Source organism: Spirillospora sp. NPDC047279, from assembly GCF_040643285.1.
Lineage (GTDB): Bacteria > Actinomycetota > Actinomycetes > Streptosporangiales > Streptosporangiaceae > Spirillospora.
Genome location: NZ_JBEYUA010000028.1, coordinates 77792 through 98928, shown reverse-complemented (window position 1 = coordinate 98928; position 21137 = coordinate 77792). Strand labels below are relative to the sequence as shown.

16 protein-coding genes are annotated in these 21137 nt (G+C 71.0%); 4 read left to right on the top strand and 12 right to left on the bottom strand.

Features of this window, described 5'->3' with window-relative positions:
• The 3 genes from ABZ810_RS44460 to ABZ810_RS44450 form a co-directional block, all read right to left on the bottom strand.
• Nucleotides 1-984: DUF222 domain-containing protein (locus ABZ810_RS44460; protein ID WP_358413700.1), on the bottom strand; the 984-nt coding region annotated here is incomplete at its 3' end.
• 1056 nt (nt 985-2040) lie between these two features.
• A complete protein-coding gene (locus tag ABZ810_RS44455) occupies nt 2041-2598 on the bottom strand; it encodes a DM13 domain-containing protein (RefSeq protein ID WP_358413697.1) in 558 nt (185 codons plus the stop codon).
• Nucleotides 2599-2693: 95 nt separating this feature from the next.
• Nucleotides 2694-3548 carry an alpha/beta hydrolase gene (locus ABZ810_RS44450; RefSeq protein WP_358413694.1) on the bottom strand — a complete coding sequence of 285 codons (855 nt, stop codon included), beginning with the start codon at nt 3546-3548 and terminating at the stop codon, nt 2694-2696.
• Between the two features lie 196 nt (nt 3549-3744).
• Between ABZ810_RS44450 and ABZ810_RS44445 the strand changes: the two genes are divergently transcribed.
• Nucleotides 3745-6624 (top strand): hypothetical protein, encoded by a 2880-nt coding sequence (locus ABZ810_RS44445; RefSeq protein ID WP_358413691.1) that lies wholly within the window; start codon nt 3745-3747, stop codon nt 6622-6624.
• Nucleotides 6625-6636: 12 nt separating this feature from the next.
• On the opposite strand, the gene ABZ810_RS44440 is transcribed toward ABZ810_RS44445, so the two are convergent.
• Nucleotides 6637-7458 carry a dienelactone hydrolase family protein gene (locus tag ABZ810_RS44440; protein ID WP_358413688.1) on the bottom strand — a complete coding sequence of 274 codons (822 nt, stop codon included), beginning with the start codon at nt 7456-7458 and terminating at the stop codon, nt 6637-6639.
• A 249-nt stretch (nt 7459-7707) separates the two neighbouring features.
• On the opposite strand from ABZ810_RS44440, the gene ABZ810_RS44435 reads away from it, so the two are divergent.
• Nucleotides 7708-8382 carry a TetR/AcrR family transcriptional regulator gene (locus ABZ810_RS44435; protein ID WP_358413685.1) on the top strand — a complete coding sequence of 225 codons (675 nt, stop codon included), beginning with the start codon at nt 7708-7710 and terminating at the stop codon, nt 8380-8382.
• Here ABZ810_RS44435 and ABZ810_RS44430 read toward each other — a convergent pair.
• The gene (locus ABZ810_RS44430) at nt 8379-10646 is read right to left on the bottom strand and encodes a PQQ-binding-like beta-propeller repeat protein (RefSeq protein ID WP_358413682.1); all 2268 of its coding nucleotides are present in this window, start codon (nt 10644-10646) and stop codon (nt 8379-8381) included. The genes ABZ810_RS44435 and ABZ810_RS44430 overlap by 4 nt on opposite strands.
• 73 nt (nt 10647-10719) lie before the next feature.
• Between ABZ810_RS44430 and ABZ810_RS44425 the strand changes: the two genes are divergently transcribed.
• Nucleotides 10720-11724: a hypothetical protein gene (locus ABZ810_RS44425; RefSeq protein WP_358413679.1), complete on the top strand. Its 1005-nt coding sequence runs from the start codon at nt 10720-10722 to the stop codon at nt 11722-11724.
• Here ABZ810_RS44425 and ABZ810_RS44420 read toward each other — a convergent pair.
• A complete protein-coding gene (locus ABZ810_RS44420) occupies nt 11676-14186 on the bottom strand; it encodes a serine/threonine-protein kinase (RefSeq protein ID WP_358413676.1) in 2511 nt (836 codons plus the stop codon). The two genes, ABZ810_RS44425 and ABZ810_RS44420, sit on opposite strands and share 49 nt — an antisense overlap.
• A gap of 219 nt (nt 14187-14405) precedes the next feature.
• Here ABZ810_RS44420 and ABZ810_RS44415 point away from each other — a divergent pair, with 219 nt between their 5' ends.
• Nucleotides 14406-14672 (top strand): DivIVA domain-containing protein, encoded by a 267-nt coding sequence (locus ABZ810_RS44415; RefSeq protein WP_358413673.1) that lies wholly within the window; start codon nt 14406-14408, stop codon nt 14670-14672.
• Between the two features lie 43 nt (nt 14673-14715).
• Here the strand turns inward: ABZ810_RS44415 and ABZ810_RS44410 are convergent, their stop codons facing one another.
• The 6 genes from ABZ810_RS44410 to ABZ810_RS44385 all read right to left on the bottom strand — a co-directional run bounded on the left by ABZ810_RS44410 (nt 14716) and on the right by ABZ810_RS44385 (nt 20940).
• On the bottom strand, nt 14716-15831 hold the full coding sequence (locus ABZ810_RS44410) for a hypothetical protein (protein ID WP_358413670.1): 1116 nt from the start codon (nt 15829-15831) through the stop codon (nt 14716-14718).
• 139 nt (nt 15832-15970) lie between these two features.
• Nucleotides 15971-16945, bottom strand: coding sequence for a DUF2804 domain-containing protein (locus ABZ810_RS44405; protein WP_358413667.1), 975 nt, complete (start codon nt 16943-16945; stop codon nt 15971-15973).
• A gap of 12 nt (nt 16946-16957) precedes the next feature.
• Nucleotides 16958-17734 carry a hypothetical protein gene (locus ABZ810_RS44400; RefSeq protein WP_358413665.1) on the bottom strand — a complete coding sequence of 259 codons (777 nt, stop codon included), beginning with the start codon at nt 17732-17734 and terminating at the stop codon, nt 16958-16960.
• A gap of 171 nt (nt 17735-17905) precedes the next feature.
• A complete protein-coding gene (locus ABZ810_RS44395; RefSeq protein ID WP_358413662.1) occupies nt 17906-18028 on the bottom strand; it encodes a hypothetical protein in 123 nt (40 codons plus the stop codon).
• 578 nt (nt 18029-18606) lie between these two features.
• Nucleotides 18607-19905 (bottom strand): alpha/beta hydrolase-fold protein, encoded by a 1299-nt coding sequence (locus ABZ810_RS44390; protein WP_358413659.1) that lies wholly within the window; start codon nt 19903-19905, stop codon nt 18607-18609.
• 147 nt (nt 19906-20052) lie between these two features.
• A complete protein-coding gene (locus ABZ810_RS44385; RefSeq protein ID WP_358413656.1) occupies nt 20053-20940 on the bottom strand; it encodes a formate/nitrite transporter family protein in 888 nt (295 codons plus the stop codon).
• Nucleotides 20941-21137: the final 197 nt, after the last annotated feature.

Below are 21137 nucleotides of genomic sequence, written 5' to 3'. Positions count from 1 at the left end.
GGTGTCGTATTGGGTTTCCAGGACGCGGCGTTGGCCTGGGCTGGCGATGCGGGTGGTGTGGCCCAGGTAGAGCGGCACGTTCCCCGGCCCCAGGAGCAGGGGTGAGATTCCGGCGGTGAGCGCCAGCCGCCGCACCTGCTCGGCCGGGATGGGGGTGCCGTCACGCAACCAACCGGGCGCATCTTCGCCCATCAGCGTCTCCAGGTTGGCGATGACGGTGACCCGGGTGTCCTCATGGCCGTGTGACAGCACGGTGGTCAACGCGGCTGCCGTCCGCTCGCCCAAGTCACGCCGGTCGTCGCTGCCCGCGGGTTTGGCCAGGTGGCCGAGGGTGCCGTCCAGGATCGCGGTGTCTTCGAGGTTCAGCCACCCGTTCACATACGACCCACCATCCAGCGACCGGCTCAACGTCAACCAGGACCGTTCGTAACCGCGTTTGACGTCCTCAGGCGCCTTCTCGGTGCCGTCGACCTCAGAGACCAGGTCATGGATCTTGCGGCCCAATCGGGCGACCTTGCCTGCCGACAGCCCGTCGTTGGCGGCGTTCAACAGGATGTCCTCGGCCGCCGCGCAGTCCTCATCGTTCAACCGCTGCACGGCGTCGGCAACCGTAGCCGCATAACCGAGGGACAGGTCACCGGCGGCCAGGTCCTTGCCCACCCGCTCCAGACGCGGCAACTGCCGAGCCAGGGTGATGCGTTCCTTGGCGCGGCCTTCCCGCATCCCCAGACGGCACCGCAGCCACGCCTGCGTGGACGGCAGCCCCCAGTGCTTCATTTCACCCGTGCGGTCCACCACTGCGATCATCGCGGCCAACGCGAATTCGCCTTGATCGAACGCACGCGCCAACTCCTCGGCCAACTCCATGCAAGCAGACCCGGAGTCGGGTGCGGGGCGGTGGGCGAGTTGGGTGGCGATCGCGGCTACCGCTTCCACCAATTCCGCGGTGGAAGCGGTCTCTAGATCCGCAACGATCGAATGCATGTCTTGATTATATCGACAGTCACGGATTGCAATTATCTGATTACGGACATTTCGGATGGCCGCAGGTGGCCAACAATTCCCTGGCCGGTGGGCGGGCGGATCTTTCGTCCCACGGTGGGTGCGTGGCCCGGCACGGGTGAGTCGGAGTCCAAGCCGGGTTGCTGCTGGTGGACGGCTGAGCGGAGCCGAACTGACCCACCGCGCACACCCTTCCGCCCTTCCGCCCTTCCGCCCTTCCGCCCTTCCGCCCTTCCGCCCTTCCGCCCTTCCGCCCTTCCGCCCTTCCGGGGTTGCTGGCACGTTGGCTGAGGTCTCGAAAAGGCCAGGCTGCGATTAGGTGGAGGCGGGCGCTGCCGCCCGAGGTCGCGGAGAAACCCGCGCTTCGCGCGGCCCTAAAGTTCGAACATCAACCACAAGCAGCACCCGCACAATGACAGGAAAACCCTGACCGGCCGCCTACTTTCTTGTCGATGCCGCGTTTGAGCAGCAGACCGCGCCCACCCCGCACTCGGGAGATAGGCGTTGGCCAAAGGGGTGACCGAGGCCGCCGACCCCGAAGGGTTAATGATCTAACCGAGAGAAGCGTTGACCCGCAGCGAGGCGCCAAGACCCCAACACCCCACCCACTTCCTTGTCGCTGCAAAGCTTGAGGAGCAGGCCGTGCTGGCCCGCACTCGGGCAGATGGCCGGACCAGAGGGGTGACCGGTGCCGCTCAGCCCGTGGGGCAGAGGGTGAGCATCAGAGGTTCGGCCCCTCAGAGGCGCGGAGACCCCGGCGGTCCCTCACCTTTGTCGCTGCCGAGTTTGAAGGTGCGGCCGCGCTGCCCCGCAGTCGGGTGACCGCATGAGCCAATGGGTGACCGCGGCCGCCAGGCGCGCGGTGCGCCTCAGGTCTGAGCAGTGACGTTCGGATTCAAGAGATGGGCGCCGAAGTGCTTGGCCTGGCGCTTCTTGCGTTCGCTGTGAAGTCTGGGCCGGAGATACGCCGTGTCCGCGGTCGGGTGGATGAGTGGGCCGGGCGGGCGGACGGCTGGGAAAAGGAGTGAATGGGGCTGGTTAGGTGCTGATGGGGGCTGCGGCGAAGACGGCGTCGAAGCGTTTGCACCAGATCACGGCGCTCTTGTAGGCGTTCAGGTCTACGTCTGCCGCGATGGTGTAGTTGGAGCTGCCCTTGTTGCCCTTGAGCGTTCCCAGGTTCAGGTAGCCGGGGGTCAGGTCGCCTTGGGCGCGGTAATCGCCCTTGGACAGGACCACTTTCAGGTCTGGGCCGTTGGACGTGTCGAGGTTTTCCAGTCGCAGGACGCGGCTTCCGTCGGGCTGCTGGAAGACCCTGACCCTTCCGGTGGTCGACCCGTGCGAAACCGATAGCCAGGCGTCGGTGCTGAAGAGCTGCTTCGGGCCTGTCGGCCGCCCCCGGCCGGCAGAAGGAGCAGAGGGAGCAGAGGGGGCGGCCGCACCGTTGGCCGGTGCGACGACCGGGGCGGACTCTTCGACTTTCTGGTCGACCCAGAGTTTCCAGGGTTGGAAGGCCGCCAGGCCGCCGAAAGCGACGAGGACGGCCAAGGCGGCGCCGACGGTGAGCAGCAGTCGGTGGTTCTTTATGGCGGCCTTCATGAGGGCTCCCGGTTGTTTCGCGCTGGTGTTTCGATTCAACCTGAGGGAGGCGCCGAGTCGGCCTGATCGGCGCTTACGGAACTCTTACGGCGGGTTCAGCGGCAGGCCTCGATGATCGATCGGCGGGCTGCGCGGCCTTCGGGAGTGGGCATGAGCGGGTAGACGTGGGGCTGGCCGGGGGCTTCGTGGTAGTCGACCTGCACTCCGGCCTTGGTCGCGGCCTTGGTGAAGGTACGGCTGTCGGTCAGGAGCAGGTCGCGGGTGCCGCAGTGGACGGTGGTGGGCGGCAGGCCTTCGAAGGAGCCGTGGAGGGGGCTGACGTCGGGGTGGCGGACGTCCAGGTCGGCGGCCCAGAGGCGGCCCGCTTCGGCGAGGCCGGGGCGGGCGAGCATCGGGTCGACGGGTTCGATGGCGTCCTGGAGGGGCGCGGTCATGGTGACGTCGAGCCAGGGTGAGATGAGGACGACGCGGGAGGGCAGGTCGGCGCCCTGGTCGCGGAGGCGCAGGGCGGCGGCGAGGGCGAGACCGCCGCCGGCGGAGTCGCCCATGAGGACGGTGGGGGCTGTGGCGGTGATCAGTTCGGCGGTGGCGGCGACGACGGAGGCGGCCCGGCCGTAGGGCGCGAGGGGGTAAAGCGGGACGATGACCTCGGCGGGGGCTTCGGTCAGCTGGGCGATGAGGTTCCAGTGGGGGCGGACGATCTCGCCGATGTAGGCGCCGCCGTGCAGGTAGAGGACGGTCGCCTGGGCGGGGGCGGGGGCCGCGGGCCGGATGCGGTGGACGGTCCAGTCGTGGCTGATCAGCGAGCTGTTCAGGGACTTGGGCGGTGGGGCCGGGGGCCGGGGGCGGGTGAGGCGTTTCTGGATGCCCGCCGCGCTCTGGAAGTGGCGGCGGCGACCGGCCAATCGGAGGAGTTCTATGACCGCGCGGCTCTGCCAGCTCTGTTCCACCTGGTCACCGTAGCGGGCCCGGACGGGCGAACCTTGATCAGGGAGGCGGGGCGGGCGGTGAGGGCGGCCGTGACGGGCGTTCGGCGATCGTTCGTTGACGGGCGGCCGCCTCTGCGGCGGCGGACCGGAGGGGCGGGCGGCACTATGGTCCGGAGAGGACGGCAGCTCCCGCAACGGCCGCGCCTGGAGGTCATCGATGCCGCTGAGGAGAGTCTCGATGCTCGCCACGGCGCTGATCCTGCTGTTCGGGGTCGTCGCGGCGGCGCCCCGAAGCGGTGAAGCGCCGGGCGAAGAGCCGGGGCCGGTGGTCGGGTCGACGAAGTTGACGTCGGGGTGGGCGCTTCGTTCGGCGGAGGGGCTGAACGCCACCGGAGAGGTCGTCTCGCGGGTCGGGTACGGGACGAACGGATGGCATCCGGTGACGTTGCCGTCGACGGTGATGGCGGGGCTGGTGAGGAACGGCGTCTACAAGGACGTCTATTTCGGGCGGAACCTCGAGAAGGTGCCCGACCTGACCAAGGGGAAGTGGTGGTTCCGCGGGGAGTTCGAGGCGCCCGCGGCCGTGCCCGGGCAGGCGTACCGGCTGAGGTTCAAGGGCATCAGCTACCGCGCGCGGATCTGGCTGAACGGGACGTTGCTGGACCGGGACGCGGTGGGCACGCTGGTCCACCACGAGTACGACGTCGGCCGCCTGATCAGGCCGGGCCGGGCGAACGCGCTGGCGATCCTGGTGACGCCGCCCGCGAAGCGGTGCGAGGACCTGTCGATCTGCACGGTCGACTGGAACCCGCCGGCGCCCGACATGAACGCCGGGATCTGGAACGACGCCGTTCTGGAGACCAGCGGCCCGGTCGCGCTGCGCGATCCGTACGTGCGGACGACGTTGCCGCGGGGCGGGGGTGCCGATCTCTCGGTCTACGCGGACGCCGTGAACACGACGGACGCACCGGTCACGGCCAGGGTGACCGGGGTGATCTCCAAGCCGGGGCATCCGTCGCAGCGGTTCGCGACAGAGGTGACGCTGGGGCCGAGGGAACGGCGGGAGGTCGCGTTCCCGGTGGTCAAGGTCGCGCGGCCGGCGTTGTGGTGGCCGCACCAGTACGGGCGGCCTGAGCTCTACCGGTTGCGGATGACGGCGGCGCAGCGCGCGCGGCCGGTGAACCAGCCGGGAGGCGTCGTCTCGGACGTCAGGGAGATCGACTTCGGGATCAGGGAGTTCACCTCGTACCGCAAGAAGGTGCGAGGCACGTCGTGGGCGGGCTTCAAGGTCAACGGGAAGGACGTGCTGTTCCGGGGCGGGGGTTATGTCTGGGACCTCTTCCAGCGCTGGGACGGCAGGACGAACGCGGCGCACGTCCGGTACGTCAAGGACATGGGGCTGAACACGATCCGGCTGGAGGGGACGCTCGGCAACGAGGAGCTGTACGACCTGGCCGACCGCAACGGCATCATGCTCATGCCGGGCTTCGTCTGCTGCAGCGCGTGGCAGGCGGACAAGGGCTGGAAGCCCGAGCAGACCGCGGTGGCGATGGCGTCGCTGGACAGCCAGATGCGGTCGCTGCGCCATCACGCGAGCCCGTTCATGTGGAACTACGGGTCGGACGAGCCGCCGACCGCCGCGCACCTCGCCGCCTACAAGGCCGTCGCGGCCAGGCTCCGCTGGCAGAACCCGACCGTCGACAACGTCGCGACCTGGTCCAACCCGGACGCCGGCATGAAGATGGACGGCCCGTACGTGTGGGAGCCGCCCGTCCTGTGGTGGGACACCGGCCGGGCCGGGAGCGCGTTCGGCACCACCGGGGAGGAGGGCACGCAGGCGCCGCCGCCGTACGAGAGCGTGCGGAGGTTCCTCGCGCCGGCGGACCAGTGGCCGCTCGGCGCCGCCTGGAACTTCCACGCGGGACGGGCGGACTCGGCGTTCGACTCGACCGCGGCCTACGACAGGGCGATCGGCCGCCGGTACGGGAGGGCGACGGGCGCGGCCGACTACGCGTGGAAGGCCGAGCTCCAGAACTACGAGACCGCGCGCGCGTTCTTCGAGGCCTGGAGCGCCCACAAGTACGACCGGTCGTTCGGGACGATCTTCTGGATGCTCAACAACGCGTGGCCGTCGGTGCACTGGAACCTCTACGACTACTTCTTCAAGCCGGGTGGGGGCTACTTCGGCACCAAGAAGGCCACCGAGCCGGTGCACATCGCCTACGACTACGCCGCCCGCAAGGTGTACGTGATCAACTCGACGCTCCAGGCGCGGGAGAGGCTGACGGCCACGGTCACGCTGCACGACGTGCCGAGTCTGCGGCAGCGGTACGCGGCCACGGCGCCGGTCGACGCGGCGGCGAACTCCTCGTCGGCGATCATGCGGCTGCCGGCGGTCGGCGGCCTGTCCCCCACGTACTTCATCCGGCTCCGGCTGACCGACGCCGCCGGGGCGACCGTGAGCGACAACCTCTACTGGAACTCGACGCGACCGGACGCGCTCGGCCCCAGGAGCGACTGGAGCTCCACCGAGATCACCTCGTACGCCGACTTCACCGGCCTGAACGACCTCCCGTCCAACGACGGCCTCACCGCGACCGCGACCCGTTCCCCCGAACGCGGACAGGACCGCGCGGGTGAGCAGAACGACACGAGCGAGCAACACGGCACGGGCGGGCAGAACGGCACGGGCGGGCAGAACGACACAGGCGAGCGGAACGACACAGGCGAGCGGAACGACACAGGCGAGCGGAACGGCACGGGCGGGCAGAACGGCACGGGCGGGCGGAACGACACAGGCGGGCGGAACGACACAGGCGGGCAGAACGGCATGGGCGGGCGGGAGACCGTGACGATCCGGCTGGTCAACACCAGCGGCTCGAAGCCGGCGTTCTTCGTGCGTCCCGAGATCACCGTGGGGCGGGACGGCACGGAGGTCCTGCCCGTCACCTACTCGGACAACTACGTCACGCTCTGGCCCAGTGAGTCCACCACGATCACAGCGGCCTACGACCGAGCGGACCTCGGCGGGGCCGAGCCGCACCTGCGGGTACGGGGCCACAACGTCCCGGCAACGTCAGTCCCCCTCGCCCGGTGAGGCGCCGTGCGTTCATCCGGAGAGGAGGCGGCGGCGGAAGAGGGACAGGACCTCGTCCAGGGCGGCGCGGGTCGGCTGGCCGGGCTCGTCGATGAGGTGTTCGGTGACGACCGAGTGGGGCTTCAGCGTCGCGTCCGGGTTGGCGTGCTCGTCGTCCAACTCGATCGCGACGAAGGCGTCGCCCAGTTCGCGGCGCAGGAAGTCGAAGCGCTGCCGCGGCACGAACCGGTCGCCCTTGAAGCGCAGGCCCATGATGGTGAGGCCGTCCGCCGCGCACCGGTGCTTGACCGCGGCGAGGTCTTCGGGCGAGATGTCGATCGAGGCCCGCCGGCGCGGCGTCAGCGGCAGCGGCATCGACGGCTGCGACAGGACGGGGGCGAGCAGCCGGTCGTCGGCGGCCATCGCCAGCGCGAACCCGCCGGTGAAGCACATGCCGATGGCGCCGACGCCGGGGCCGCCGCACCGTTCGTGCTCGTGCGCGGCGAGGGCGCGGAGCCAGCCGACGACCGGCGACGTCCGGCCGGTGGCCATGACCGTGAACTCGCGGCTCACGCAGGCGGGCACGATCGCGCTCGCCGCGTTGACCGCCGCGGCGCGCAGCCCGTGGGCGTCCGGACGCGGGTCGCGCCCCGGCGTGCCGAACAGGTGCGGCATCACGGCCGTGCAGCCGATCCCCGCGACCGTACGCCCGAACTCGGCCACCTTGGGCGTGATCCCCGGCATCTCGGCGATCACGATCACCGCCGGGCCGGTGCCCTGCCGGTAGAGCGTGCGCGTCGTGCCGTCGTGGGTGAACGAGGCGCGTTCGAAGTCGCGCAGGTTGTCATCGGCCATCCGCCGCCTCCGGGGTCGGTCTCATCACGGGGTCGGGCTCGTCACGGGGTCGGGCTCGTCACGGGGTCGGGCTCGTCACAGTGCCGGTCTCGTCACGGGGTCGGGCGACCGCCGGCGTCGCGGCCGCACGGCCCGCACGGCCCGCACGGCCCGCGCCCTCGGCGGAGTCAGCGGCTGCCACGTGCGAAAACTTGGACATGTAAGGCGCTCCTGACGGTCTGGGACCGTCGGCTGAACTAGAGTGATCGGGTGCCGGAATCGTCATCACCACGTCGCCTGCCGCGAGGGCGGTACGCGCTGTCCCGCGAGGAGGTCGACCGGATCCAGCGGTCGCGCCTGTGCTCGGCCATGGCCGACGTGATGGTGCAGAAGGGGTACGTGGCCACCTCGGTCGAGGACGTGCTCAAGCGGGCGCAGGTGTCGCGGCAGACCTTCTACCAGCTGTTCGACTCCAAACTCGACTGTTTCATGGCGACGTTCGACTTCGCCGCCAAGCTGCTGCTGGAACGTATCCTGGCGACGATCGGCGCGGGCGTCGACGGCGAGCCGGGGCTCGGCGGCAAGGGCGACCCGCTCGGCCGGTTCGAGCAGGCGATCACCTCCTACCTCGAGGCGCTGGCCGCCGAGTGGCCCTACACCCGGCTGTTCCTGGTCGAGGTCTACGCCGCCGGGCCGGACGCGATCATGCGGCGCACCGAGCTCCAGGAGACGCTCATCACCGTGCTCGCGGACCTCCTGGAGGTCACCGACGAGGTGGGCCGGTTCACCTGCCAGGTGATCATCGCGGCGACGAGCACGATGGTGACCAAGCCGGTGGCCGAGAACGACCCGTCCGCGCTGCCCGAGCTGGGGCCGCCGCTGATCGACCACGTCCGCCGCCTCTGGGCCGCCGGTGCGTTCGGCGAACAACCCGCCCCCTCCTAGAAGGGCTCGAGCCGCGGCGCCTTGCCGGGCAGGGTGTAGCCGAAGAGCCGCCCGTCGTACCCCACGACCAGCCGCCCGTCGGTGCGCAGCGAGATCCACCACCTGACGGGGTCGGGGGTGGCCAGGGGCAGGTGCCACACCCGTTTCCCGGTCACGGCGTCCAGACCGTGCAGGCCGCTCAGGCTCGTCCGGCTCCCCCGGGTGCCGACGAGGAACAGGTCGCCGGCCGGGCCGTTCAGCGTGATCTTGCCGAGGTCCCCGCCGCCCTCCCAGAGCCTCTCGCCGGTCCGCAGGCCGACGGCGCGCAGCGACCCGCCGTCCAGGTAGCAGAGGACCTTCCCGGTGATCGCGTAATCGCCCTCGTTCGACGAGGTGTCGAAGCTCCACAGCCGGCGGCCGTCCTTGGCGTCGAACGCGGCGATGAGGCCGCCCTTCGACCCGCCGAAGTTGGTGCTCGGGTAGCAGACGAGCGTGTCCCCGTGCAGCGTGAAGGCGTAGTCGTAGCCGAGCATCCGCGCCGTGGTGGAGGCGCGCAGGCCGCTGGGCCGCTGCCAGACCGGGTCGCCGGTGTCCGGGCGCAGGGCCACGAGGTTCATGCTCTTGTCGAACGCGTAGAACAGGTCGCCCTCCGGGGCGGCGTAGACGGCCTCCATGGAGCCGTTCTTGCTCCACCGGGTCTGCCCGGTGTTGGTGTCGAGGGCGTAGTACGAGCCCGCGCGGCCGCTGTCGATGTTGCCGGTCTGCTGCCACTGGTCGAAGCTCGCGAGCCCGCCGCCGCGGTCCGTCATGATCATCAGACCGCCCTTGGACACCTTCAGGCCGTTCATGAACAGGTTGCTCGGCGGCCGGTGGGTCCAGCGCCGCTGCCCAGTGGCGGGGTCGACGCCGTACATCTCTCGACTGTTGTCCGCCGCGCTCATCACGATCATGGTCGGGGTGAGCCGTTCGAACTCCATGTTCTTCCCCGCCGCGACCTCGACCGCCCACAACGGCCGGCCGGTGCGGCCGTCGAGCGCGTGCAGCTTCCCGTCGGTCCGGAGCGCGTAGACGCGCCGGCCGTCGGTGCGCACCGACGTGTCCTCGCCTCCGGTGGACTGCCAGAGGAGCCTGCCGGTCGCCAGGTCGACGCCCGCCGCGCCGCTCTTGGCGGTGCCCACCAGGGTGGTGTCGGTGGCGGCGGCGAGGGACATGTCAGGATTCGGCAGGCTGCCCGTCCAGGCCGCCGTCGGCGTCACCGTCCGCGTTCCGCCCTGCCGCAGCAGAACCGCCGCGGCGGTGCCGGACACGGCGGCCGCCGCCAGGACGGCGCCGCCGCCGATGAGGAGCCTGCGCCGGCTGAACGGGGACGGCGCGACCACCGTCCCGAGCATCGTGCGTTCACGTTCCCGCAGGTCGGCCGTGAGCGGCGGGGGCAACCACCCGGGCGCCGCGGAGACCGTCCCGAGCAGCGACTGCAGCCGCTCGGGGGTCGGCCGCCGGGACGGATCCTTGTCGAGGCACGCGGCGACGATGCCCGCCAGCCCCGGCGGCACCCGGTCGAGCTGCGGCGGCTCGTGCCTGGCGCGGAACATCAGCACGTGGAACGAGCCGGTGCCGAACGGCGAGCTGCCCGTCGCCGCGAACGCCAGCACCGCGCCGAGCGCGAACACGTCGCTGGCGGGCGTCAGCTCACGGCCCGCGACATGCTCGGGTGACATGTACCCGGCGGAGCCCACCACCTGGCCGTCGGCGGTGAGCGCCGTCGCGTCGATGGCCCGGCTGATGCCGAAGTCGATCACCCGGGGGCCGTCGGCGGCGAGCAGGATGTTGGACGGCTTCAGGTCGCGGTGGATCAGCCCGGCGCGGTGAATCGCCACCAGCGCCTCCGCCAGTCCCGCGCCCAGCACGCGCAAGGTCGACTCGGGCATGGGCCCATGAGTCTCAACCGCCGACTGGAGGGACGGCCCGGGCACGTAGGCGGTCGCCAGCCAGGGCAGCGGCCCCTCCGGATCGGCGTCCACCACCGGCGTGGTGAACGCCCCGCTCACCGCCCGAGCCGCGTCCACCTCAGCCTTGAACCGCCGCCGGAACCCCGCGTCCCCGCTCAGCTCAGGCCGCACGACCTTGACCGCCACCGCCCGCCCACTGGCCGAGGTGGCCAGATAGACCCGTCCCATCCCACCCGCGCCCAGCAACCGAACAACCCTGTAAGGCCCGACCTGCGAAGGCTCCTGCCCCTGCACCCCCCCAGGCACGCTCACCCCAGCCGCGCTCACCCCAGCCATGTGCGTCCCGGACGTGTAAGCCCCAGACACCGGCACCCCAGCCGTACCCGTCCCAGCAGGATGCGTCCCGGGTATGGGCACCCCGATCGTGCTCGCCCCGGACGCGGTCATGCCAGGCATGGGCGACCCGAACGTGCGCGTCCCCGACGCGCCCATTCCAGGCGCGCTCGCGTCGTACGCACTCGCGTCGTACGCACTCGCCTCGTACGCACTCGCCTCGGACTCGCTCGCCTCGGACTCGCTCGTCCCGGAGATGACCGCCCCAGGCATAGGAGTCCCGGACCCACTCGTCCCGAACGTGCGCGTCCCCCCAGGCGCGTTCTCGAACGCGCTCGTCCCACGCGCGCTCATCCCCCGCGCGCTCGCCCCGGACGCGCTGGGGATGGCTGTCCCGGGCGTGCTCGCCCCAGACGGGCTCGCCCCAGGCGCGCTGGGCATGGCTGTCCCGGGCGTGCTCGCCACGGACGCGCTCGTCCCGGGCGCGCTCATCGCAGGCACGCTCGCCCCGGACGCGCCAGGCGTGCTCATCCCAGACGCGCTCGTCCCGGACGCGCTCGCCCCAGGCGCGCTGGGCATCGCTGTCCCGGGCGTGCTCGCCCCAGACGCGCTCGTCCCGGGCGCGCTCGTCCCGGACGCGCTCGCCCCAGGCGCGCTGGGCATCGCTGTCCCGGGCGTGCTCGCCCCGGACGCGCTGGGCACGGGTGTCCCGGGCGCGCTCATCCCAGGCGCGCTCATCCCGGACGTACTCATCCCGGACGCGCTCATCCCGGACGCGCTCATCCCGGACGCGCTGGGCACGGGTGTCCCGGGCGTGCTCATCCCAGACGCGCTCGTCCCGGGCGTGCTCATCCCGGGCGCGCTGGGCATGGCTGCCCCGGGCGTGCTCGTCCCGGGCGCGCTGAGTATGGGTGTCTCGGGCGTGCTCGTGTCGGGCGTGTCGGTGCCGGGTGGGTGTGTTCCTGGGGGCGTCGGGGGTGGGTGGGGGCCGGAGGTGGGGGGCTCGGGGGTGCTCGGCTCGGGCATGGGTGATCAGGCCTTGGTCTTGAATGCGTGGAGGATGGTCTCTGAGGCGGCGTAGACGGTGGTGCCGGACACGGTGACGGCCCATGGTTTGAGGGTGCTGCCGTTGGACAGCTTGTGGGCCCACAGCGCCTTGCCGTCGGAGCGCCGGAAGACGATGAATCCGGCGTACGGCGCGTACAGCGGCACGACGACCAGTTGTTCGGAGACGGCGATGCCCGGGGTCCGCACGGTGTTCACGCTGGCGACGTCGAGCGGCAGCGGGCTCTGGGCGTTCCAGGCGGGCTTGCCGCTCCGCGCGTCGAGCGCCCAGATGCGGTCGTTGGAGTCCTCCACGAAGAACTGCCTGCCGCCCGCGGTCGGGCGGCTGATGGACGTCGACTGCTTGACGGCCGTCCAGCGTCGCGCGCCGGTGGCGGCGTCGATCCCGGTCAGCGAGGTCGTGGCGAGCACCAGCATGCCGTCGGCGACGGCCAGCCCCGGGTTGACGCCGTCCCTGCCGGTGCCCGGCGTGCTCCACAACACGCGGCCGCTCCGCGGGTCGAGCGCGAGGGTGGTGGTCGCGTCCTGGAGGTAGACGCGGCGGCCGTCGGTGACGATGGCGTTCATGTTCGCGAACTTGGTCTTGCGCCTCCACAACACCCGGCCGCCGGCCATGTCCATCGCGAGGATCGTGCCGAGCGCGTCGAGCAGCATGACCCCGCCGCCCACGGCGTGCACGCCGTGCACGGAGTCGCCCTCCCGGTCCGCGGTTTCGGGGACCGGATGGCTGAACGTCTGCTTCCCGTTCTGATCCAGGCCATAGAGGATGTCGAGCCCCACCGCGGCGAACAGCGTCGAGCCGAACACCCCCAGCCACTTGGGCGAACCGGACTCGTCAGCGGGGACGGTGACCTGGCCTCTCCAGCGCTGGGCGCCGGTCGCCGGATCCACTCCCAGGGCCGTCTCCCCGTCGTGGCTCCACCAGGCGAGGGTCCCGCCGAGCAGCGCGAGCATCCCGGACTCGATCGCCTGCGGTGCGTTGAACGTCCAGGCCGGTGCCGGAGCGGACGGCACCGCGCCACCCGTCGCCGCCGGGTTGCCCTGGACGTTCTCCCGCCGGACCGGATCCTCTTCGCCACCGAAGACCCCGAAGAGCAGGGCCGCACCACCCGCAGTGGCCAGCGCCGCCGCGCCGCCTCCCGCAAGCGCGAGCACCCCTCGCCGATCAATCCCGCCTCCGGCGGTCCGTCCACCCCCACCTGGCCCAGTGATCACACCTGGGCCGCCCGGCCCACCGAACTCACCGGGAACTCCCGGCCCACCCGGCGCGCCCATCACGCCGGGTCCGACCAGTCCCCCAGGCCCGCCTGGCACGCCCGGACCGCCCGCTGCGCCTGGTGCTCCCTGTACGCCCGGACCGCCCGGTGCTCCTGGCGCGGCCGGTCCGCCAGGTGCCCCAGGTCCTGGTACGCCTTGTGCGCCCTGACCAGCCTGTGGGCTCAGCGCGCCTGGTGTGCCCTGGGCGCCTGGTGTGGCCTGTGCGATGGGTGTGCCCGCAGCGCCCTCGGGGCCTGGTGTCCACGGGCCGCCTGGTGTCCACGGGCCGCCTGGCGTGCCTGGGCCGGCGGGTGCGCCGAGCATGCCCGGTGGGGTGAGCGGGCGGGTGGTCAGGGCGGCGGCCTCTCTGGTGCGGGCGGCCAGTTCGTCTCTCAGGGGCGGGGTCAGGAGGGCGGCGGGGTCCGCGGGGCTCAGGGCGGTGAGGACGGCTTGGACTTGGGGGCGTTCGGACGGGGTCTTGCTGAGGCATTGTTCGATCAGCGGGCGGAGATCTTCGGGAAGTCCGGCCAGTCGGGGGTCTTCGTAGACGACGCGGTAGAGGAGGTTCGCGGCGTCGCCCGTGCCGAAGGGGTTCGCTCCGGTGGCGGCGAAGGCCAGGACGCAGCCCAGGGTGAACACGTCGCTGGCCGGGCCGATCTCGCCCCCGCTGGAGATCTGCTCGGGTGACATGTAACCGGGCGTGCCGACCATTCCGCCGGTGCGGGTCACCTGGGTGCCGTCCATGGCGCGGCTGATGCCGAAGTCGATGACGCGCGGGCCGTCCTCGGCGACCAGGACGTTGCCGGGCTTGAGGTCGCGGTGGACGAGGCCGGCGGCGTGAATGGCGGCCAGTGCCTCGGCGAGACCCGCGCCCAGCGCTCGGAGCGCCGGTTCCGGCAGCGGTCCGTACCGGCGGACGACCTCGCTGAGCGCGGGCGCGGGAACATAGGAGGTGGCCAGCCACGGTTGCGGGCCGTCGGCGTCGGCGTCGACCACCGGGGTGGTGAAGAAGCCGCTGACCCGGCGTGCCGCGGCGACCTCGCGGCGGAACCGGTCGCGGAAGCCGGGGTCGTCGGCGAACTCGGGGCGGATGACCTTGAGTGCCACCAGCCGTGAGCCCGGTGACCTGGCGAGATACACCCTGCCCATGCCGCCCTCGCCGAGCGTCTGGATCGGCTGGTACGGTCCGATCGCCGGGGGCGGTTGTGTCACCAGATCCACGCCATTCCGTCCTTCGCGTGCGTGTGGAAAATCAAGCGAACACTACTGTCTCTTTGTGCTCCTCAGAAGTACACAGCCGTCTTTTGTGATGTTCGTTCCATCCGGACGCGCCGCGCCGCTACTCACCACCGGATAGTGCGCGCGCCGGAGTTCGGCATTCGCGCAACAGCTCTTCCCGATCACGCAACGCGGGCTGTCAGGGCGTGCTAGGAGGAGCGCATGAGCGAGGACAGACCCGCGTGGTACGCCTTGAGCAGACTGACCGAGCCCTTCAAGCCGCCACGCTCCGACGGCCGCCCCGAGACCGGCGGGCGCGTCACGCCCGAGGCGGTCCACAACCAGCGTTTCACCACCACCCGGCTGCTGCCGGGGTACGCGATGGAAGAGGTGGACGCCTTCCTGGAAGAGGTGCGGGAGGAGATCGAACGGCTGATCCGCGAACGTGACGAGGCCCGCGCGCGGGGCAGCGACCGTTCGCCCCTCTGACCAGCGCCCCTCTGACCAGCGCCCTCTGCCCAGCGCCCTCTGATCAGCGCACGCGCCAGACCGGCTTCCTGATCCCGAGCGGGATCGGCGGTTCGGCGGCGGTCACCCCGCCCAGATCCTGGGTGCTCTCCGGGGTGCCCGCCGCGGCCGGCGGCGGTGCTGGACGGTAGGCGATCTCGGGGACCGCCGCCGGCGCGGTCTCGAAGGAGACGACGGACCGCACGGACCCGGCCGACGGCACGTCCGTACGCGCGGCCGGTGGTCGTGGCTCGTTCGGTTCGTGGCGCGGGATGAGGAACAGGGTCCAGGCGGCGAGCACCAGGCCGACGCCCGACAGGACGAACGTGCCCGGCGTTCCCGGCCACGGCTGCCCGTACACCAGGATTCCCGACAACCACAACGAGGCCTTGGAGCCGACCGCCAGCACCACGATCACGACCGACAGGCGGCAACGTTGCAGGCCGATCTGCGCCAGGCCCGCGCCGAGCAGCCCGGCCACCACGACGATGGAGGGGTGCGGCGACGACAGCAGCGGGCCCGCCTGCCACTGGTGGTCGTTCAGGATGCGGGCGATGGCGGCGCCGGAGCTCTCGGCGCACCCGAGGACGACCCCGGCGCCCAGGCCGAACGCCACTCCGGTCACGCGCTTGGCGTGCCGCCCGTCCACCGGCTTGTCGCGGACGGTGAACAGCCAGAGCGGGATCAGGATCGACGGGCCGGCGACCGCGGCGATCTTCCACAGCGGCGCGTCGGCGTTCCAGGGGCCGGCCTCGGCCGGCACGTCGCCCCACAGCAGCCCGCCCGCCGCGGCGAACGCCAGCAGGGCCAGGAGCAGGACGCCGAGCGCCCGCCGTTCACCGCCCGCCACCCGTTCGCCGAAGTTGCTCACCGAGACGAGCAGCAGCACGAACATGACCGGCCCGTACATCGGCACGACGGCGCTCACCGGCAGCAGCGTCAGCACCATGCTCTGCGCGACGAGGCCGATGATCAGCGTGGTCAGGCCCCAGAGCCAGATCGGGCTGAGGGCCAGATGCCGGGCGGTGTGGAGCGGCCGCGCACCGGTCAGCCGGGGCATCCGGCCCGCGGTCGCCTTGAAGACGGCGAATCCTGCGACGTAGGCGACCGGCGCCGCGCTGGCGAGAACAACCGCCCCCATGGCTGCTCCTCAAGAGGAGGCTCGAACCCGAGCCGGTATGCTGTTGGACACACCGTTTCATAGCGAATCCGCAAGTGAAACAGCCGTCACGCTAAGAAATTCACCGCCCGTTATTCGAAACTGCGCAGAAACCCTCACGTCACCATCGGTTGTGCACGTCTTCCGCCCAGCCGACCAGACCGGAGAGGTCGACCCAGGTGCCGTCGTCGGCCCGCGCGCGGCCGGAGAAGCGCCCGAAGCACTGGTGGGTCCGGTTGCCGACGACGCCCAGCTCGGTCCGCCCGGACTTCAGGTGGAACGGATGGAAGTCGATGTCGACCCGGGGCCCGGCGATCCGCCACGGGCGCAGCCAGTCGGCCGGGTCGTAGGTCCAGTCCAGCGTGTCGGCGATCTTGTGCAGCCGCCCGTCCACGAACAGCGCGTTCTCGGTCATGCCGGTGCCGTCGGTCCACCGGCCGCCGAGCTGGATCGCCCGGCCGGGCCCGCTGCCCGCCGCCCAGTTCCACGAGATCGAGTACGGCCACCGGCCGCGGCCGTGGTCGAGGACGGCGAACGAGTCCGCCGCGTCGATCCTGACCTCGCGCCCGCCCAGCCGGAGCACGCCGCGCACCGGCCGCCCGACGTCCTTGACCGTGTACTGGAACCGCCGCGGCCCCCACGGCACCACCACGCCGAGCGACTCGTGCCCCTCCGGCAGGAGCGCCTCGACGCCGAGTTCGACCCCGGGCGCGGTGGCCCGGATCGTGCTGCCGTCCGGGCGCTGGACGATCTCGATGGCGACGCCGCCGCCGCGCACCGACGCGGTCCCGGCGCCGCTGCGCTCCGGCATCACCACGCCCCGCGCCAGCGGCACGACCGCGTCCTTGGACGTCTCCTCGCCGGTGGCGCGGTCCAGCACGTACACGCTGTGCACGCCGGCGTAGTCGAGGGAGGACGCGACCAGCCCGACGATGTGGTCCGGGGTGACGATCCCCCAGTACTCCCAGCGCTTCGTCCGGCCCCATCCGCGCAGGTTGGCGCGGTGCAGCGGCCGCCGCGTCCACCCCACCGCCGCCGGGTTGAGCCGCCCGTCGGGCAGGCACAGGTCGACGCTCTCGATGATCTCCCTCTCCATGATCCCCGAGTCTCACACAAGCGCGGCCAGAGAGATGACGAGGGCCGCGATGATGGCCAGGCCGTACGCCGTGACGCCGAGCCCGACCGCGCGCATGCGCCGCGGACCGTCCCAGCCGAGGGCCGCCGCGAGCCAGGCGAGCGCGGGCAGGACCAGGACGCCGTGCAGGCTCACGCCGTGCGCGAGCTTGAGGAAGCCGAGGGCGGCGTACGCCTCGTCCTGCGTTCCGGTGTTCGCCGTGATCACACCTCGGGCGATCATCGCCGCGCCGGTGGCCAGGCCGATCATCAGGGTGACGAACCCGGCGCGCAGCGCCAGCCGCATGTCGGCGGCGACCCCCGGATTCGGCCTGAACGCCGACACCGCCATGACGCCGAGCACCACGATGAGCACCCCGCCGCCGGCGGCCAGGACCGTCGAGACGGCGGAGTCGAACGGGGTGTCCCGGTTGATGTGCGACGGCACGTGCCGCCAGGCCTGGAGGGTGATCCCGCCGACCTCGACGAAGCAGTCCGCCGCGAAGACCCCCAGGAGCACCGTTCGCGCCCGGTCCCCCAGCGGCAGGTACGAGGCCACCCAGGTGACGGCGATCAGCGTCAGGCCGAACGACAGCCCGAACGTGGCGGGCTTGCGCCACGACACGGGGCCCTCCCACGGTCCGCCGTCCACCGCGAAGACGCCCAGATGGAAGATCCCCGCCAGCACGAGGACGGCGCCGAGGGCGTAGAAGACCCGCTCGGCCCGGCGCCCGCCGAGACCGCTCCCCGTGGACGTGATCGTCGCCGCCATCCCGGCCTCCCTGCCCGCAACTGCCACCGCTCGCTGACGCGAACATCGTGCGGCGCGGGCCGGGAACGGCGCGTCGTCCGGAGGGAGACACCCCGTCTACTCAAATCGGCGTACGGGCCGGTTCAGCGTCAGGGGCCAGTTCAGCGTCAGGGGTCAATTCAGCGTCAGGGGTCAATTCAGCGTCCCGGGGATCGTGCCCTTGCCCTTGCGGACGCGCTCCTCCTCCGCGTCCATGAAGTCCTTCATCTCGTTCCACAGGATCGTGGCCCGGTCCCGGAGCCGCGCGACGCGCACGACCTCCGCGCGCCTGCGGACGTTCTCCTCCTGGAGCCAGAGGGCCCCGTCCTTCTCCTTCTTCGGGGCGTTCTTCTGTGCCAGCCTGCGCCGCGCGGCAGGGTGATCGCCCAGATCTCCGACTCCCGCATGTCGACGCGGGCCTCGACGTCCTCCAGGGCCGGGCCTCCCGGCAGGTGACGCTGGGGCTGGTCGGGATCGACGTAGTTCTTGCGGAACTCCCGGCCGACGCGGTTGGACGAACTCGGCGACGTCGGGGATCTCCTGGTTGGCGGGGTCCTTGATGACGTCCGCGCGGGTCGAGGTGAAGCTGTTGTCGAGGGTGCCGACGTAGTACCTCGGCTCCTCCGACCAGGCGACCGCCGAAAAGACGCCCGAATGATCGACGGAACCGGAAAACCGCGTTTCCGGACAGCGAAAACCGAGGGCTCCACCTGTGACCACGGCGACCGTCCATCGGGAATTCGGCCCCGGGCGGCCAGGGTTGGCGCGTTACCGAAACAACCTCGCGCACCATTGGCACCTGGCGCGTGAATTCACCTCACGACGATGAATTCCCCGATGCGAAAGGGCGCCGGTCAGGACTTGGTGGCGCCGATGGACGCGGTGATGGCGGGCCAGCTCTGGACCAGCTCGCGCTTCCAGTAGGCCCACTTGTGGGTGCCTGGACCGTAGAGGTGGGCGGTGACGGGAACGCCCGCCTGCCGCGCCGCCTCCACGAAGCCTGCGTTCATCTGCCCGGCGAGCTGCTCACCGAACCGGCCGGCGTGCCACGGCTCCATCCCGGCCGGGTCGTACGGGCCGATCTCGCCGTTGCCCGAGGAGACGTAGACGCCGACGCCCTTGAGCTTGGCCACGTTGACGGCGCCGTCGTGCGCCCGCCAGTTGGACCGGTCGCGGACCGGGTCGCCCCAGATGTCGTCGCCCGCGGACTGGTTCATCTGGCTCAGGATCGTCGGCATGCCGGGCGCGGTGATGTTGAGAGCGCCGCTGTAGGACGCCGCGTACTTGAACAGGCCCGGGTGGCGTTCTGCGTAGGTGATGGCGCCCTGGCCGCCGGACGACAGGCCGATCGCGGCCCGGTTGCCGCCGGCGTGCAGGTTGCGCTCCATCAGCTGGACGACCTCGCCGGTGTGGAACGTCTCCCACATCGGGATGCCGCCCTTGCCGTCGTTCCACCAGTTGGTGTACGAGCCGTTCCAGCCGCCCTCGGGCATGACGACCATCACGTCGTAGCCGGCGGCCACCTGCTGGAGGTTGGAGTCCTTGATCCACGACGTGTAGCGGTTGTTGCCGCCGTGGAAGGCGTAGACGACCGGCCACGTCCGGGTGGCGTTGGCCTTCCACGCCTTGGGGAAGAGCACGCGGGTCTTGACCTCGGAGCCGAGCGAGGGCGCGGCGATGGTGAGGTCGTAGAGCCGGGTGCCGACCTTCTGCATCTTGGTGACCTTGGCGCCGCTGTCGGCCGCCTTGAAGCCCGCCAGCCCCTTGGCTTTGGGCATCGTCGGCTTCTTGCCGTGATCGCCCGTCCGCAGGTCCGGGTCGTTGGGCGCGGGCGTGGTCCCGCCCGTGGTGAACGGGCGGGACGGCGGCCTTTTGCCGGGCGAGGTGGGCGGCGCGGTGGGCAGCGACTCGTTGCCCGGCTGGAAGCTGAACGTCGGCCCCGGCGCCGGCAGCTCGCTGGAGGACGCCTGGGGGCGTTCCTCGGTGCGGCCGATGCCCGTCTGCGCGAGCGCCACCATGACCCCCGGCAGCAGCACCGCCGTCGCGGCCACCCCACCGATCGCGATCTTGCGGTCGGTGGTGAGCTTCTTGTTGAGGCGCTTCTTGCTGACGCGCTTCTTCACCACACGCGGCTTCACGACGCGCTTGTCCACGGCTCCCCAGTCCCCCAGCGCCACCCGGTATGCGCACGAGACGACAAATTTCGGCGAGTGGTCAGTGTTGCATCCGCAACATCCGCCTGCCTAGTCACCAAACGGGAGATCCGATCACAATTCGCACTCGATCACCTGAACGGACGGCTACGCGCCGACGGCGGCGGGCTCCTTCTCCCTGCCCTCCTCGGCGTCCTCCTCGGCTCCCTCCGCCGCGTCCTTGGCCGGGCGGTCCAGGGAGTCGCCGGTACGGCCGTGGGTCGCGTAGAGCGTGAGGCCGACGAAGGTCAGGCCGCCGACCAGGTTGCCGACCACCGTGGGGATCTCGTTCCAGATCAGGTAGTCCATGATCGAGAAGTCGCCGCCGAGCATCAGGCCGGACGGGAACAGGAACATGTTGACGATCGAGTGCTCGAAGCCCATGTAGAAGAAGACCAGCACGGGCATCCACATGCCGATCACCTTGCCGGACACGTTGGTCGAGATCATCGCGGCGACGACGCCGGTGGAGACCATCCAGTTGCACAGGACGCCGCGGATGAAGAGGGTCAGCATCCCGGCCGCGCCGTGGTCGGCGTACCCGACCGTACGCCCCTCACCGATCTTGCCGAGTGCCTGCCCCACCGGGTTCGGGTCCACGGTGAAGGCGTAGGTGAAGATCACCGCCATCATCAGCGCGACCATGAGGGCGCCGGCGAAGTTGCCCACGAAGACCAGGGCCCAGTTGCGCAGGACCAGGCGCTTGGTGACGCCGGGCCGCTTGTCCAGCAGCGCGAGCGGCACCAGCGTGAAGACACCGGTCAGCAGGTCGAACCCCAGCAGGTAGAGCATGCAGAACCCGACCGGGAACAGCACCGCGCCGAGCAGCGGCTCGCCGGTCTGCGTGCTGATCGTGACCGCGAACGCGGCGGCCAGCCCCAGGATGGCGCCCGCCATGAACGCCCGGATCAGGGTGTCGCGGGCGGACATGAAGACCTTGGCCTCACCTGAGTCGACCATCTTCCGGACGAATTCCGGCGGGTTCACATAGGACATTCGGGAGCTCCTCACTCGGGGGCATCGTGCCTCGGCCGGATCACGGCCGGGCCCGGGGCGCACACCCGGCCGAGTGTGAGCTGCGCGGATTTCCTTCCTGTGACGGGAAATGAAGATCAATGTGACGGAGCGTTCACCGCGTCCGCCGTCCGGGGTTCGGGGGCCGAAACAGGGCCGTAACACACCGGAATCACGCC